This is a genomic window from Burkholderia sp. Ac-20353 (genome assembly GCF_017104785.1).
Taxonomy (GTDB): domain Bacteria; phylum Pseudomonadota; class Gammaproteobacteria; order Burkholderiales; family Burkholderiaceae; genus Burkholderia.
In genome coordinates this window covers 24,923-41,504 of the sequence record NZ_JAAGPL010000069.1, presented here as the reverse complement: position 1 = coordinate 41,504, position 16,582 = coordinate 24,923, and the positions used below count along the sequence as shown (strand labels likewise).

Here is a 16,582-nt window from a genome sequence, read left to right as displayed (position 1 = left end):
GTCGAACGTGCCCGTGTTCTGACCGACGATCCCACTCGTCGCGGTCATCGACACGCTCCCGAATCCGCTCACCGTCTTCGTGCCGGTGCCGAAGTCGATTTCCTTCGCGTTCACAGTCAACGTGCCGCTGCCCGGCACAGCCGGTGCGTTCGCCGCGCCCGTCTCGTTCGTGAACGCGATCTGCGGCGCGTTCAGCGTCACATGCCCGCCGTCGCTCGTGAACGTGCCCGCGCTCAGATCGACGCTATTGCCGAACGTCGCGTTCACGTCGCCGATGAAGCCCATCGCGCCATAGCTGCGCAGCGTCACCTGTTGCGCATTCGCGAATTGCGCGAGCCCTGCCGGATCGATCACGAAGCCCGGCAGGTTTGCCGCAGCCGCGCCATTCGCGCTCGTGAACGTGATCGCCGAGCCATCCGCCGTGATTGCCTTCGCCGACAGCACCGCAGTCGGATCGACCTTCAGGTTTCCAGACGAATCCAGCGTCAGCGCCTGACCGCCCGCGAGCGTCGCACCCGCACCGACCGTCATCAGGCCCGTACCCGTTCCGCCCGTGCGCGTGAGCGGCGCCATCGCGCCGTTCGACACGCGCAGCAGCGCGCCATCGCCCGCAATCGTGATCGGCTGGTCCTGTGCTGCCGGGTAATCGCCCGCTGCCGTGATCGACGCGCCGGCATCCACGCGCAGCCCGTTCGCCGCGTTCGGATCCGTGCCGCTCGCATCGGTCTTCGTGACCAGCAGGATTTCCGGCCCCTTCAGCGACGTGTTGCCGTCATTCGACACGACCACGCTGTTCGCAATCGGCGTGATCGTCACGCCGTTCGTGGTGGCCGCGCGCGTGCCGCCAATCAGCAGGCTGCCTGCGTTCAACGATTCCAGTGCATCCCCGCTGATCTGCAGATAGCCCGCCAGCGCCGGTGCGCCATTGCCGGTGATCTGAATGTCCTGCGACGCGATATCGACTTCCGCCGGTGCGCCGCCTGTAGCGGCCGCCGTGTTCAACGTCGCACCGAGCGCCAACGCCTGCGTCGCGGCCAGCACCAGTTGCCCGCCATCCATCGGCAACGGCGGCGTCACGTTGCCGTTCTTCGCCGCCAGCACCGTGAAGAAGTCGTTCGCCCTCTTCAGCGTGTATTGCGAGTACTGCTGCCACACCGGCCCCGACTGCACGTTGAACAGCGTCGGCGTCGCACTGCGGCTGCCCGTCACCGCATCGGCGAAGTACCCGGCCGTCACCACCGTACCGTCCGGCAACACCTGGCTCGCGCCTGGCGCGACGTTGCCGCTCGTGGCCGACACCGTCACGCGGTACGCGCCCGGCAACGTCGCATACTTGCCCGGCAGCAGTGTGTAGTAGCCCGGCGCCAGCCCCGGCACGCTGGACAGGTACACGGCCTGCCCCACCGCGCTCGTCAGCGAGGCCAGGCCCACGCCCGCGCTGAGCGTTTGCGAGCCCACCGTACCGTTCGCGTTCGTCGCCGGCTGGACCGTCTGCGCGAACACCGGATCGTATGCCGCCACCGGCGACTGCGCGCCGGGCAGGATCGCGTAGACGTTCCCCGCGCCGGCGTTCACCGGCACCGCCGTCCCCGTCGCGTTGTTCGCGTAGCTGACCGTGTACTGCGACAGCACGTCCCGCGTGCCGCCCGTGCCCGGCACCCATTCGGCCGCCTGCAGGTTGCCGCCGCCCGACAGGTCGATCGTCGCCCCCTTGGCGAGCGCCACGCTGCTGCCATTCACGCCGATGTATTTCGACGGCGGCGCAGTGAGATCGGGGGCCGCCGTCGCCGCTGACGGATTGAACCGCCACTCGACGCCGTCCACGGTCGTGCCGTACGGAATGATCGAACCGTCATTCGATACCGACGTCACACTGCCGTCCGCGAACGCCACCGAATCCGTCGCGACCAGCGGCAGACCGTTGAACTGGGTTTTCGTGGCCGTACTGGACGGATCGCCGACGCCGAACACCAGCGTGCCCGACGGCGCGCGCACCGTGCCGCCCTGCACGATGGCCGTCGCATCCACCAGCAGCATGCCGCCCGCCGACAACGGTACGCCCGACGCGCCGTTCGATTCGAACGTGATCGTCGTCGAGGCTGGCCCCACCGCGTCAAGAATGAACGTGCTGCCCGTGGCCGGATACAGGTCTGCCGCCCGGAACGTCAGGTTACCGGGCGTGTACAGCGCCCCGGACAGTAGTCCGCTGTTGATCGGCGTCGTCGAACTCAGGCGGATGTCGCCGCGGCTCGTGAAGTTCGCCCGCCCGAAGTTGTTCAGCTGGAACTGGTTCGCGAGGTCGATGAACGATGCCTTCACGTTCAGCGTCGCATCCGATACGGCAGCAATGGTGCCCAGCGGCGTCGGGTTGGTTGGCGTCGGGCCGACAATCGCGACATACGGCGCATCCAGGGTCACGGTCGAGCCAATCATCGTCGGCAGCTGCGCCGTCCGCTCGTCGTTCAGCAGCGAACCGACCGTGGGAATCGAATCATTGCCGGCGGCGTCCTTCGCGCCGTGCGTCAACCGGCCCAGTTGGTCGCTGTTGAGCGCCACGATCTGATTGGTGTAGATCTGGATGGCCTTCGGTACCGTCATGTTGACGTCACCGGCAAAGGCGACCGGCACGGGTGTCGTCGATACGCTGGCGCCCAGCACGAGCGTCGCGATACCGGAGCCAGCCAACCGATCCGCCGCGAACTGCAGCACGCCGGTTGCCGTGCTGACGATCGCGCTGCCGCTGCCGCTCAGTGCGCCGGCCGCTGCAATGATGTCCTGCCCGGGCGCGAGTCCAACCGGCACGAGATTCCCGCTCTGCTGGATCACCAGCGCGGTCGCCCCCGGCAGCGCGACCGTGGCGCCGCCCACCTCGAACGCACTGGGCACACCGTTCGTCACCGGCACGATCGACAGCGTACCGCCTTGCGCCTGGGCCGCACCCGGCTGCGCCTTGAGCGTGCCGTCGAACAGCAATCCGCTCGATGCAGCGAGCGTAATGGAGCCCGCATCGCTCCACACCGGTTGCGACGCGTATCGGCCACTGGCCTGCAACTGGTCGAAGTTCGCCGCTGCTCCCGACACGTTGATCAGCGACCCCGTCTGCGCGACCACATATCCCGAATCGTCCGAGATCGCCACCGCGCCGCCCGGCAGCACCTTGCCCATGTTCGGCGTGATCGTCGTCAGCCCGTTCTTGACCGGCACGGCGAGCGGATTGGCGAGCGCCACACCCGACACGTCCAGCACCGCGTCCGGCCCTAGCCACACCGACTTGCCCGCGCTCGTGAACGCGCCAGTCGCGGCGTACTGGCCCGCCTGCTCGTACTGCCCCGCCAGCGCCGAGTCCGCGCTCAGCGTGATCGCACCGCCCGGCGCGATGATCGAACCGAGTACCGTCACCTGCGCGGGCGAGCCAAGCCCGACGCTTGCACCCGCGTCGCCGACGATCGCCGCACCTTGACCTACGCTCACGCCACCGGTCACCCCCGGATAGTCGGGGACCGGCTGCGTCACGCCGGCCTGTCCGTTGCTTTGCCAGGCCAGATAGCCGCCACCCGTCATCACGACGCTCGTCGGCTGACGATGGTAGGCGTCGAGCGTCCCCGTCGTCGTCAGACCGCCAGCCGAAAGATCGGCGCCGCTCGCCGCCCGCTGCAACGCCGGCACGTCCGGAATCAAGTTCTGCTGGGTCAATGTGACCGTTGCTCCCGGCGCGATACTCGCATCGAACAGCGCGTTCAATACGTATTTGCCGAAGCCTTGCCGCGCAAAGAAGTCGACTGGCAGCGCCATCGCCCATGTCGGCGCCAACGCGGGATCACCGCCGATCTGAAAACCCGGCGCCTGCAGCGTCAACGTGCCACCTCCCGCGAAGCCCAAGCTGCGGATCGTCCCGTCCATCTTCAGGCGAGGGTCCGTCGGCAATTGCGCCGGAAACCCGAGCTGCGACGCATAGGCGAGCAGCGACAGGCTGCCGCCCTTGCCCATCGGAACGCCGTTGCTCATCAGCAGCTGGCCGTTCGCCTGCAGCTCGCCCCCGCTCGATACGTCGATCACGCTGCCCGACTGCAGATTAATGCCTGCAGCCGACAGCGTGACGCTGCCGCCGTTGAGGTACGCGCTATTGCCCGGCATCGTGCCCGCCGCCGTCTGCACGTCGTTGTTGACCCACTGGCCCGCCGTGCTGATCAGCGCGTTCGGGCCCACTGTGATGTTTCCGCTGGTCGAGATCGAAATCGTGCCCGACGGCACGACCAGCGACCCGGCCACCAGCGCGCTGCCCGCCGGCGCGTTGAAACTGACGCTACCGCCGGGCTGAAGCTTCAGCTGCGTGCCGTCGGCCACCACGAACCCTTTGCCGCCCGTCTTGTCTTCGGTGACGTTCAGCTTCGCGAACCCGCCCGTGTTCAGCGTGCTCACCGGTACCACCGTCGTGGCCAGCACGTTGTTCGGATCGGTGCTCGACAGGGCGCCGAGCGCAGTCGTATCGAGCGGCGTATCGATCGAAAACGCCGGCGACAGGCTAATGAGTTGTGGTGCCGTGTCCTGCAGAATCACCAGACCCGACTCGCCGCTGGTGGACGTATCGCCCTGCGTCAGCAATGCGCCCGCCCCCAACGAAAAAGTACCGCCCGTGGGCTGATTGTTGCCCTGCGCCTGCTTGGACCCGGCAAACGCCTGCGCGCTGATATCGCCGTCGAGCACCAGCGCCCGTGTCGCGAACAGCTTCAACGTCCCCGCATTGCCGCCGACGATGTAGTCGCCCTCGTAAACGCTACCGGTCTGCAGTGGGTTGTACCAGGTCTTCGTCACGCCCCAGCGCGGATGCGATTCGGTGAACTCGCCGGCAATGCCGACATAGGTATCGTACGGATTCGCCTGACCAATCGGCACGATTGCCCCGTTCGCATCGACGAGGCGCGTCGTGCTCACCATCCCGCCGTCGTAGTGAACATACCCGCCATTCAGGTTCATCGAGGAACCCGTCGCGGTCATCACCTCGTTGCCCGACAGGATGATCGTGCCGCCGTTGGTCAGCAGCTGGTCGACCGTGCGCGGCATCAGGTTCACGTAGCCTGACAGGTTCAGGATCGGGCTGCCGACCCACTGCACGCCGTCGCTACGTGTGCCCGTCAGCGTGCTGTCGACCACCACACCCTTTTGCCCGAACAGAAAGCTGTTGCGCAGCAATGGCGAATCGGCCAGCTCGTTCTGGCCCACGCGCGGAATCGTGACCAGGATGCTCGAGATCGGCAACTCGACGTTTGCCAGACCCGACACGTCGATCGTCGCGCCGCTGTCCAGATAGATGCGGCCCTGCGATGCGGTGTCGCCCGGCGGCCGGGATGGAAAGAGCGGCTCGCCATTAAACAGCTGCCCGGGAGTCAGCGCGGCGACTGACACGCTCGAGCCCGGCGCCTCGATCAACGAGCCACCTTGGAACCAGACCGAGCCCGCCGTCATCGTGATGCTGCCGGGCGTGAAGACCGTGCCCGGCGACGACGTCGCCGTCTGGCCATTGTTGTCCGGTAGCACCGTCGTCACGGCGTTCGGACCGAAAGTCAGCAAGCCCGCACGATGCGTGTCAGCCGCGCCCGCGTTCGCGCCGAAGGAGGTAACGGGCTGCCCACCCGTATATGACTGCCCCAGCGGATTGTTCGAACTGTACTCGTCAACGGTGGAGATCGTGATCGCGCCCGGCGTGTTCACGCTCGTTGTCACGCCCACCACGCCGTTCTGCGCCACGCTGCTGCCCAGCAGGTTCACGTTCCCGCGCGCCGCCTGAATTATCCCGGTGTTGGTCAGCGTACCAGCCGGCGTAACGTCAGTCTGGTTTGCGCCCGTGCCCGTCACCAGCTGACCGCTCAGCTCCGGCAGCAGCACCTGCGGATTGCCTGGATTCGGCCTCAGGCTCACGCCGATGCCGGCGGCCAGCACGACCTGCCCGGCCGTCGCCGTGATGCTGCCACCGTTCGTCACGTTCGGCGCCGCCACCAGCACGAAACCGCCGTCGCTGACTGTCCCGTTGGTGTGCGTCGTGATCGACGCGCCTGGCTCAATCGTGACGTCGCCCGGCATCGAGTACGGGTTCGACGCACTGACCGATACCTGGTTGCCGAGACCCAGCACTTCGTTCGGTACCCCGGTCGCACCTTGCACGCCACCGACGTTCGAGTTTCCTGATTCCGGATACGCCAGGCCGCCAGTCGTACCGGCCGGCATGCTCAGGAACTGCTTGTTGCTCGCGACCACGTCATCCGGCGTCTGCACCAGATGATTGTTCATGTTCAGCAGATCCAGCGACGACGCCACCAGCGAATGCACATTCACCTGCGACCCCGCACCGAACAGCACACCGTTGCGGTTGATCACATACACCGCCCCTTGCGCAGTGATATTCCCCAGAATCTGGCTCGGCCGGCCGCTCGGATCGTTGATCCGGTTCAGCACTGCCCAGTTGTTGGCCCCGTTCGTCTGCGTCCCCGCCGACTGGTCGAAATTGAGTGTCGTCTGCCGCCCGACGTTCATCGTCTCCCACGTCAGCACCGCGTTCTGCCCGGTCTGCTTCACGTCCACATTCACGTGTCCAGACGCGTCGACGCTTTGCATCGGCGCATTCGCGTTGAACCACAGCACCGGATTGTTCGGGTCGTTCGTCGCGCCCGCCGCGACCTGCAGCCCGCCCGGCGCGAGCCCGTTCGGCACGGTCGACGGCAGCGCCGCCGCAGCAGCGGCCGCACTCTGCTGCGCGGCAATCTGCGCGGCAACCGCGTGCGCCGTATACCCAAGGTTGCGAATCGAAGGTTGGCTAGCCTGCAGCGCCTGCTGCGGCGACACCCCGAGATTCGGCACGCCCGGCAGACCACCAACGCCCCCCGCGCCGCCGCCCGACGCGCGCATCGTCGCCTGTCCGAGATTCATGATGCCCGCCGCGTGCGCGTGCGCCGGCACAACCGCCGCCAGCATCAACGCGATTGCCTGACACAGCGGCCGGACGTTCGATCGCAAACCCGCCTGTGAGTGGAAAACCGCTCGTTGTACGCGCACACGTGCTGCCATTGTTGACTATCCCGAACACAATGAATGGAGCGCCGCATCCGACAGGCATCCATCGCGCGGCCCGTAAACTCAGCCCCGACGACACCCATCCGAATCGGCCGGCAAATATGCAAAAGGTACGGACTTGACGTGGCAGATGCGTTTCGGGTGTTACGAACGATTTTGGCCGTCCGGAAAGGTCCGTACCTTTTCGGGCCGTCCGAATCCGGACGATTCAGCCAGCCCTGTTCACCAGGCCGCCTTCAGCCCGAAACCTTCGTTGCATCGATGTGCTGCGCCAGCGCCTGCCCGACACGCTCGATCACGGCCGGCCAGTCGCCCGGCTTGTCCTGGCGGAACAGCCGCGCCGTCGGATACCATGGACTGTCTTCCCGCTTCAACAGCCAGCGCCAGTCGGGCACACGCGGCAACAACACCCAGACCGGCTTGCCGAGCGCACCCGCAAGGTGCACCACCGACGTGTCGACCGAGATGACCAGATCGAGACACGCGATCAATGCCGCCGTATCCGCGAAATCCTGCAGATCGGCACCGAAATGGAGCATGCCGCTTTCCGAAAACGTCGCTGCGTCGCGCTCGCGCACCTGCTGATGCAGACTGACAAACGTCGCGCGCTGCCCATACAGTTGCGCGAGCGCCGCCAACGCGATCGACCGATTCACGTCGTTGTTGTGCGAGGGATTGCCCGACCACGCGAGCCCCACCTTGAGTTGCCCCGACGCCCCCCGCCCTTCGAGCCGGCGCTGCCAGTTGCGCACACGCGTGAGGTCCGCATGCAGATAGGGCGTATGTCCCGGAATGGTTTCCAGATCTGTACCCAAAGCCAGCGGTACGCTCAGCAGAGGACACTGCAGGTCGAAGGCCGGCAGCGGTTCACCCATTGCGACAAGTTGCGGCACGCCCTGCAGCGACGACAACAGCTCCTTCAGGGCTGGCGGCACCTCAAGCACGACATTCGCGCCACGCGCTTCGACAAGCCTTGCGTAGCGGCAAAACTGCAGCGTATCTCCGTAGCCCTGCTCCGAATGGAGCAGGATCGTCTTGCCGGCAACCGGCTCCCGCCCCGACCAGAACGGCCGGTTCGCGTGACGGCGAGAGCGGGCGGCAACCGCATCCACCCAGCGGTATTCATATTTTTTCCACCCCTCGGAGAAGTCCCCGATCAGCAGACGGCAGTACGCTTCTTCGTGATGTCCCGCGCCTTTGGTGGGCTCCAACGACTGCATCTGACGGTAGCAGTCGATTGCGTCGTCGAAACGCCACAGTTGCTGCAATGCTGCCCCCCGCAGCGCCCAACCGTTGGCGTCGACCGGCTCGACAGCGGCCGCCTCTGCAAAGCTCGCGAGCGCGTCGTCGTATCTCCCCAGTTTCTGCAACGTATGCCCACGGCTCATCAGCAGTTGCGCATTTGCTCCAATCTGCTCAATGGCGCCGTCGTAGCTATCCAGGGCATCGGCATAGCGCTCCAGCATCCGCAACGCCACCCCTTGGTTGCTTAGCGCAGCGAGCAGGTTTGGATCATGGGTGAGCGCCAGAGCATAGGCGTCAGCCGCCTCAGCGTGACGACGCAATCCGTGCAGTGCATTCGCCCGTCCCAACCATGCTCCCGCATGATCCGATGCGAGCGACAGAATGCGATCGCAATGCTCGAGCAATTCCTCATGGCGGTGCAGCAGGTCAAGCGCAACAGAGGCTTTGTAGAGGATGTCGACGTCGTCCGGTTTCACCTCGAGCGCCTGGTTGAAAAACGTCAGCGCCTGCGCATCGTTTCCGAGCGCCAGAAGCATCATCCCGCACTGCGACAGAAGCTCGGGCATGCGCGGCCGAATGACCAGCGCAAGACGGTAACTGCGCAACGCCTCGTCGTGCCGACCAAGATCGCGCAGCGCGTGACCGCGATTGGTATGGGTCGCGAAATCGCGTTGGGAAATCGCCAGCGCGCGATCGAAGCTGATCAGGGCATCCGCAGGGCGGCCGAGCGCGCGCAACGCGTTGCCCCGGTTGCTCCATGCCTCCGCGAGCCCCGGGGAAATCGCCAACGCCTGCTCATAGGCCTTCTGCGCATCGGCATGGCGTTCGAGCCCGAGCAGAGCATTGCCGAGGCTGACATGCGCGGCTGGATGCCGCCCGTCCAGACGCAGCGCTTCCCGAAGCGGCACAAGCGCGGCTTCGTGGCGCCCGAGCTTGACGAGCACCAGGCCGTAGTTGGCGAACGCCCATGCGTAACGCCGCTCGGACCGCAGCGCGCGAGCCATCAGGCGTTCCGCCTCGATACAATCGCCGCTTTGATCGCAGGCCGCGCCGAGCAGCAGCAATGCTTCGGTATTCTCCGGGTCCATCGCGAGCACGCCGCGATAGAGCTGCTGCGCCTGCGCGAACTCGCCACGCTCAAGCAACGCTCGCGCTTTTTGCAGCGAATGGCGTATCGCCGCACCCATCACGGCGGCGCGCCCACCCGTCACGTCCATCACGTCCGCGCTGGATTCCGCAGTGCGCCCGCCGCGCGCCCGATCCTCATGCCTCTTTTCGCGCTCCATCGCTCACCCGTTCACGTCGGCAATGCAGCCGGCGCCGCATTCGCCACGGACCGCAATGCCGCCCCGATCCGGTCGAACACGTCGCTCCATTCCCCCGCCCGCGACTGCCTGAACAGCCGTGCGCTTGGGTACCACGGACTGTCGTCGCGATCGAGCAGCCAGCGCCAGTCGGGCAGGTACGGCAACATGATCCACAACGGCTTGCCCAACGCGCCGGCCAGGTGGGCGACCGACGTATCCACGCTCACGATGCAGTCGAGGCACTCCATCAGTGCGGCCGTATCGGAAAACGATCCGAGTTCGTCGCCGAAGTGCCGGATACGCGATGCTTCCAGCACCGGCCGATCCTCGTCGCGCACCACCTTCTGGATGCTGATCCACTCGACCTCGTCGGTCAGCAACGGCAACAGATGTTCGAGCAGGATCGAGCGATTGTGATCGTCCAGGTGGTTCGGGTTGCCCGACCATGCGATGCCGACACGCGCGCGGGTCCGCTCGCCCAACCGGGTTTGCCACTTCTCGATTTTCTCGGGCCGTGCCCGCAGGTACGGCACCTCGGACGGAATCGACGCAAGATCGCTTTGGAACACGAGTGGCAAGCTCAGCAACGGGCAGTGGACGTCGAACGGCGGCAACGGTTCCCCATAGCCGACCACCTCGTCGACACCCTCGACATCCGCCAGCACCGACTTCAGTGCGCCCTGCACCTCGATGATCACGCGGGCGCCGAGCGACTTGACGAACTTCGCATAACGGCAGAAATGCAGCGTATCGCCAAGGCCCTGTTCCGCGTGCAGCAGGATCGTCTTGCCATCGATCGTTTCTTTCCCGAGCCATAGCGGCTGCGCGAACGCCCGCTTGTGCGCACCGACCTGATCTTCGCGCCAGCGCCATTCGTAGGCTGGCCATCCCCGCTCGAAATCGCCCATCTGCAGATAAACGAACGCCTTCGTAAAGTTCGCGGCGATGTTCTCCGGGTCCAGCGCCACCACGCGGTCGTATGCGATCAGCGCTTCTTCGTGGCGCATCATCGAACGCAACACATTACCGCGCTGATAGTGGGCCAACTGGTCAGCGACGTCGATCGCGAGTACGCGATCGTAGCTGGCGAGTGCGCCGTCGTAGCGGTGCAGCCGCTGCAATATGCGACCGCGCGTAAACCACGCCAGTGCATAAGCATCGTTGATCTCGATAGCCCGATCGCAACTCTCGAGCGCTTCCGTCTCACGCCGCATGCGTGTCAGCGTTCTGGCGCGATTGCACAGCACTTCAACGAATTTGGGCGCAACGTCCAGCGACGCGTCATAGCTCGCCAGCGCCTCCGCATAACGCGCGAGCCCAAACAGCGCATTCCCCCGGTTGGCAAGCGCCCCCGCGTGCCGCGCATCCAGCGCGATCACGCGATCGCAGCGCGACAGCGCATCCTCGTAACGGCCGACACGTTCCAGCATCACCCCGCTGTTGTAAAGCGCATCGACAAAATCCGGCTGCCCCGCAATCGCTTCATTCAGGCTGGCCAGCGCCTGATCGAGCCGACCGAGATCAGCCAGCGTCATCCCCTGCATCAGCAGCATCTCCGCGCTGTTCGGCGTAACCGCCAGCGCGCGCGCATAGTGCTCGAGCGCCTCGTCGAACCTGCCCAGCTCGCGCAGTATCTGCGCACGCTGCCGATGCGCGTCGAACGACTTGCGATCGACCGCCAGCGCCCGATCGCAGGATTCAAGCGCCTCCACATGACGCTGTAACGCCTGGAGCGCGGCAGCACGCCGCCACAACGCCTCGATCAGCGTCGGCGCGAGCTCAAGCAAACGGTCGTACGCCGCGACGGCTTCGGCATGACGCCCCAGATCCGCCAGCACCCCCGCCCGCAACAGCAGCGCGCGCAGGTGCGCAGGATTGAGCGCAAGCGCGGCATCGAGCCGCGTCAGCGCTTCGTCCCGGCGGCCGAGACTGACGAGCACCGACGCATGATTGGCCAGCGCGAGCGCCGAAGGCATCCGCTCGATCGAACGCCGCATCGCCGTATCGGCCTCGCCCATCCGACCATGCTGAAAGTGCAGCACGCCCAGCAGATGCCACGCCTCCGCATGATCCGGATCGACGCCGAGCACCTCGCGATACCCTCGTTCCGCGTCCAGCAGCGCGCCACGCTCATGAGACGCACGCGCGCGTTGCAACGCACCGTCGACCGCTGTCGACGCCGCCCGCGGACGCGCTTCGCGCTGCGAACCGCTACCCACCCGAGACCCCATTTGTTTCTCTCCTGGACGCTTTTGCGTCCTGCTTTTGCGTCCGTTTTGATCCGGCTAGATCAGACTGGCGATCTCCGCTCGCACCGATTCGATCACGTCTTGCCAGCGTCCCGGAGCGGGTTGCCGGAACAGTCTCGCACTCGGGTACCACGGACTGTCATTGCGCTCGCTCATCCAGCGCCATTCGGAAAGATGGGTCACGAGTATCCAGACCGGACGGTTGAGCGCACCGGCCAGATGCGCGACAGCCGTATCGACCGAAACGACCAGGTCCAGCGACCGAACCAGCGCCGCGGTATCCGAAAAATCCCGCAGATCCGCATCGAAGCTGTCGATCGGGCTCTGTTCGAGCAGCGCCGCGTCGCGGTCGCGCACGACCTTCTGCAGGCTGATCCATTCGACATCCAGATCGAGCAACGGCATCAGGTCGGCAAGGCCGATCGAACGGTTGCGATCGTTGCGGTGTTCAGGATTGCCGGACCATGCGAGGCCCACGCGCAGGCTCCGCCGCGCACCGAGCGTGTTTTCCCATTTCTGGATCAGGCCCGCATCCGCGTGAAGGTACGGCGTGCTGGCCGGAATGGCTGGCAAATCCGTCTGGAATGCGAACGGCAGGCTGAGCAGCGGACAGTGGAAATCGAAGGCCGGCAACGTCTCGCCCCGCGCGATCACGCGCACCGGCCCACGCAGCGACGCCATCAACGAGCGAAGTGCCGGCTGCACTTCCAGCACGACCTGCGCGCCTGCATCGGCCAGGCGCTCCGCATAGCGGCAGAACTGTATCGTGTCGCCGAAACCCTGTTCCGCATGAATCAGGATCGTGCGGCCATCGAGCGACTCGCCTCCCGTCCAGCGCGGTTGGGAAAACACGCGGTCATGATGTTCGGATTTCGGATCGCGCAGCCGCCATTCGTACTTCGGCCATCCGCGCGCGAAGTCGCCTCGTCGCAAGTGGATGAAACCCTGTGCAAAATGCGCGTCGACGTAGTTTGGTTCGAAAGCGATCGCGCGATCGAAGGACTCCAGCGCGTCGTCGAACCTGAGCATCTCGAGCAGCACGCTGCCCCGGTTGAACCACGCCATCGCGTACTTCGGATTGATCGTGAGCGCCCGGTCGAACGACGCCAGCGCGGCGTCATAACGATGCAGATCCTGCAACACGTTGCCGCGATTGCACCAGGCCTCCGCAAACTCCGTGTTGGAGGCGAGCGCGGCGTCATAGCTCTGCAACGCCGCGTCATGACGCTCGAGCTCGCGCAACGCAGTGCCTTGATTGCACAACACGTCCACCGCGCCGGGTTCGATGTCGAGCGCGCGGGTATAGTCGGCGAGCGCGTCGTCGTGCCGTTTCAGGCTCAGCAGCGCATTGCCGCGGGTCGCATACGCCTTCGCGTGACGCGGCTCGAGCATCAGCACCCGATCGCAACGCTGCATCGCTTCTTCCGCGCGCCCGAGCCGCTCCAGCGCGACAGCGCTGTTGTACAGCGCTTCGACGGAATCCGGCTTCGACGCGATCGCTTCGTTGAAGCTCGCGAGCGCTTCCTTCGGGCGTCCGAGATCGACGAGCGTGCGCCCCTTCACGGACAGGATCTCCGGATGGTTCGGCGCAAACTCGAGCGCGCGCTCGTAGTTGAACAGCGCCTCGGCATGGCGCTGCAAGTCCCGCAGCACGTTCCCGAGGTTGTACATCGATTCGAACGAACGGGGATCGACGGTCAGCGCGCGTTCGTACGTATCGAGCGCGTCCTGAAGCCGTCCAAGCGCACGCAGCGCCGCGCCCCGGTTGCACAGCGCATCCAGCAACAGCGGCGATACGTCCAGCGCACGATCGTAATCGGCCAGCGCCGCCGCGTATCGGCGCATGCCGATCAACGCGTTGCCGCGGCGTACCAGCGTCTGCACATGATGCGGATCGAGTTGCAATGCCGCCTCGAAATTCGCCTGTGCCGCATCGAAGTCGCCATCCGCCGCCAGCAGCACGCCGAGGTCCGATAGTGCGCCGGCGTCCGGCGCGATCGACACGGCCCGTCGAATCAGCCGTTTCGCGTCGGCCGTGTTGCCGCGCTGATGCTGCAGAACCCCAAACAGATGCAACGCATCCGCGCGATCCGGCTCGTTCGCGAGCACGCCCTCGTATTCGCGCGCCGCGTCGTCGAACCGGCCGGCTGCGTGCCAGTCCCGTGCGCGCGACAGGTTCGCCGCCCGGTTGCGGTTCTCGGACGCGCTGGCCACGGGCGCGCCTGCCCCTGCGTCATGCCGGTACTCAACCTCCATCTTTGCCCCCTCGTCGTGTTGCACAACGCAACGCCACCTGTCGCTCGAAGCGTTTGCTTCGGGTGGCAGCTCGTTCCTGCATCAGACTAGCGGGCGGGTCGCAACACGCGTGTGACGAATGTTACGGACCATTTTTGCCAGCGCGGTGAACGAGGCGAGCGCAGCCTCGCGTCGACACGGAACCGACACATTTGATTCAGCGGGGGATTCTGGTGAATCGATATTGCGCGATTGCGATGAAGCCGGATAATTTCATCGTGTCATCCATGAGCGAATCCGAACCATGCACGAAACGAGCGTATCGCTGACGGCACTCTTCATCACGGAAGACAGCAACTTGTGGTTCTCCGCGTACCACCTCGGATGGGGTTACACCGCGTTCGAGATTCCCCGCGAGGTCGCGCGCGCCAAGCTCGGTGCAACGGACACCAGCGGCGTGCACCTGAAACAGATGTTCGAGCGCGAGTCCGACAGAATTTCGCGAGCCGTAACAAACCGCGGCTTTGCTGCCGACGGCAAGCGTGTTCCGCTGTGCCCGACCGATTTCTAGCGCCAGGCTTCAACCTGCGTTCCCTCGCTCCGCCGTGAAGACCTCGCCGAATTGCGAGGCCGCTGCCATTAGCCGTTCCGTTTGCCCGCGCGCCATCATCGTCGACACCTCGACGTGTGCGGCATTTTCATGTCCAACCCGTCTTGGCTATAGAGATGTCGACCTCATGCGAATCGTGAGTGGCATGCGTCCCTGACGCCACCCGCGCATCGACGTCGCAGCGTGTCGCGTCCGCCAATTACTCGCTCCCTGATGCCACAACCGTGCACCGGAGAATTCGCATGTCAATCGCTTCAATATTCCTGCGACGGATTGCGGCATGGTGGGGGCACGTCGCGCGTCCTGTACGTCCAGTACGTCCCGCACGTCCAGTCCGCTCTTCCGCGAACGCCGGTGGCAGGTTGCATCGCGCGTCGTGCTCGCTCACGTTCCGCGCCGCGCGCTGGCGTTCGCCGTGGCTTGCGTGGCAGATCCTGTCCTGGCTAACGGGCACGCTGCTCGCGCCGCCCTTCTGGGTAGTCGGCTCGCTGCTTGCGATCAACCCGCATAGCGACCAGCCATTCTTCTGGCCTTCGCTGATGGCCATCATCGCGATGACCAACGCGATCGCCATCGTGCACACGAATCAGCGCCACCATCGTCGGCCGTTCGCCGGCTCCGCGCAGATCGTCCGACATTACCTCGGCATCGGCATGCACGTGGGCTGCGCGCTGTTCCTGCTGCTGGCGTGGATGACGGGCGTACTGGAGGCGTTCGCCGGGCCGCTCGGCGTGACGTTCGGAATCACGGGCCCGCTGGGTCCGACGCTCTGGACCGTACTTGTCACCGTGGCGTTCGGTCTGTTGTCTTTCATGCCGGCGAGCGTGCTGCACGCATGGCTTGCGTTCGACACGCAACGCTAGGCGATTCTCTCGGACGACTGCGAACCGGCAATGTCAGCCACCGCACAACACGCCCGCCTCCAGCGTCGCCGCGCGCGGCGCGTGTGCCTGCATCGGCTCGAGCTGCGGCTGGTCGGATTCCGTGAACGGCACCCCGGAGGTTCTCAGAAATGTCTTGATCGGATCGCCCGGGATCGCAATCACATAGCTCGCCGCGCCTGAGCGCGTCGCCACCGAACGCGCATCGTCGCCGGACACCGTCGCCCGATCGGTAATCACGCCCACCACCAGCCCCGCCTGATCCAGCACCGGGGAGCCGCTCGCGCCGTTGGTCGCCGACGACATCAGCGTGAATTCGCCCGATGTGTCGCTCCGCGCGTCGGTGCGCGTGAATGCGTTGTACATTGCCGTCGCCCGGTCCGGCATGTGCCGCAGCACTTCGTAGCCCGCCGCGAATACGGGCTGCGCGCCTCTCATGGTCCCGCTCGTCGCGAAGCTTGCCGCCAGCAACGGCCGGAGCGTGCTCGTGATCACCGCCAGATCCTGATCGCGGCTCACTGCCTTGACCGTCGCTCGGGCGACCCGTGCATCCTTGATCACGAACAGCGTCTTGCACGTCTCGACGACATGTCGCGCCGTCAGCATGTCGCCCTGATCATTCACGAAAAAACCTGTCGCATTGGCTTCGAGCGCGAACCCGTCGATCTGTTTCGACGGCGCGATCATGGCCGGCTCGCGTGTCGTCTGGGCTATTGCGGCGGTGGCGAAGATCATCGCCGCCCACGCCGCGCGAGACAAGCCTTTCACCGCGGACGCCCGCCCCCGCCCGGCACGGATCGCCGCGCTGCCACGCATGCCGTCCTTGGCAGCGCGGCCCGACTCCATCGTCATGGTCTCCCCCGTATTCGCCACGCGCCTGCCTTCCAGCATTTCAAATGCGGACATTATCGCTGGAAGGCCGGTTTTCCGCGTGCGCAATCGCACAGCGCTGGCCGGAGGTTCGTGACGTGCGTGCCAATATGAATCGGG

7 protein-coding genes are annotated in these 16,582 nt (G+C 65.6%); 2 read left to right on the top strand and 5 right to left on the bottom strand.

Going from position 1 to position 16,582, the window contains the following annotated elements; genetic code table 11:
* The 4 genes from G3N94_RS20510 to G3N94_RS20495 all read right to left on the bottom strand — a co-directional run.
* Positions 1 to 6,921: filamentous hemagglutinin N-terminal domain-containing protein (locus tag G3N94_RS20510; protein ID WP_241021975.1), on the bottom strand; the 6,921-nt coding region annotated here is incomplete at its 3' end.
* 380 nt (positions 6,922 to 7,301) lie between these two features.
* Positions 7,302 to 9,596: a tetratricopeptide repeat protein gene (locus G3N94_RS20505; RefSeq protein ID WP_241021974.1), complete on the bottom strand. Its 2,295-nt coding sequence runs from the start codon at positions 9,594 to 9,596 to the stop codon at positions 7,302 to 7,304.
* An 11-nt stretch (positions 9,597 to 9,607) separates the two neighbouring features.
* Entirely contained in the window at positions 9,608 to 11,848 is a 2,241-nt protein-coding gene (locus tag G3N94_RS20500) for a tetratricopeptide repeat protein (RefSeq protein WP_205794409.1), read from the bottom strand.
* A gap of 54 nt (positions 11,849 to 11,902) precedes the next feature.
* The gene (locus G3N94_RS20495) at positions 11,903 to 14,080 is read right to left on the bottom strand and encodes a tetratricopeptide repeat protein (protein WP_346778718.1); all 2,178 of its coding nucleotides are present in this window, start codon (positions 14,078 to 14,080) and stop codon (positions 11,903 to 11,905) included.
* Positions 14,081 to 14,405: 325 nt separating this feature from the next.
* On the opposite strand from G3N94_RS20495, the gene G3N94_RS20490 reads away from it, so the two are divergent.
* The gene (locus G3N94_RS20490; protein ID WP_205794407.1) at positions 14,406 to 14,672 is read left to right on the top strand and encodes a hypothetical protein; all 267 of its coding nucleotides are present in this window, start codon (positions 14,406 to 14,408) and stop codon (positions 14,670 to 14,672) included.
* 401 nt (positions 14,673 to 15,073) lie between these two features.
* Positions 15,074 to 15,574 (top strand): hypothetical protein, encoded by a 501-nt coding sequence (locus G3N94_RS20485; RefSeq protein ID WP_205794406.1) that lies wholly within the window; start codon positions 15,074 to 15,076, stop codon positions 15,572 to 15,574.
* Between the two features lie 33 nt (positions 15,575 to 15,607).
* Here G3N94_RS20485 and G3N94_RS20480 read toward each other — a convergent pair whose 3' ends face one another.
* Complete coding sequence (locus tag G3N94_RS20480; protein ID WP_205794405.1) at positions 15,608 to 16,483, bottom strand: serine protease; 876 nt, start codon at positions 16,481 to 16,483, stop codon at positions 15,608 to 15,610.
* Between the last annotated feature and the right edge of the window lie 99 nt (positions 16,484 to 16,582).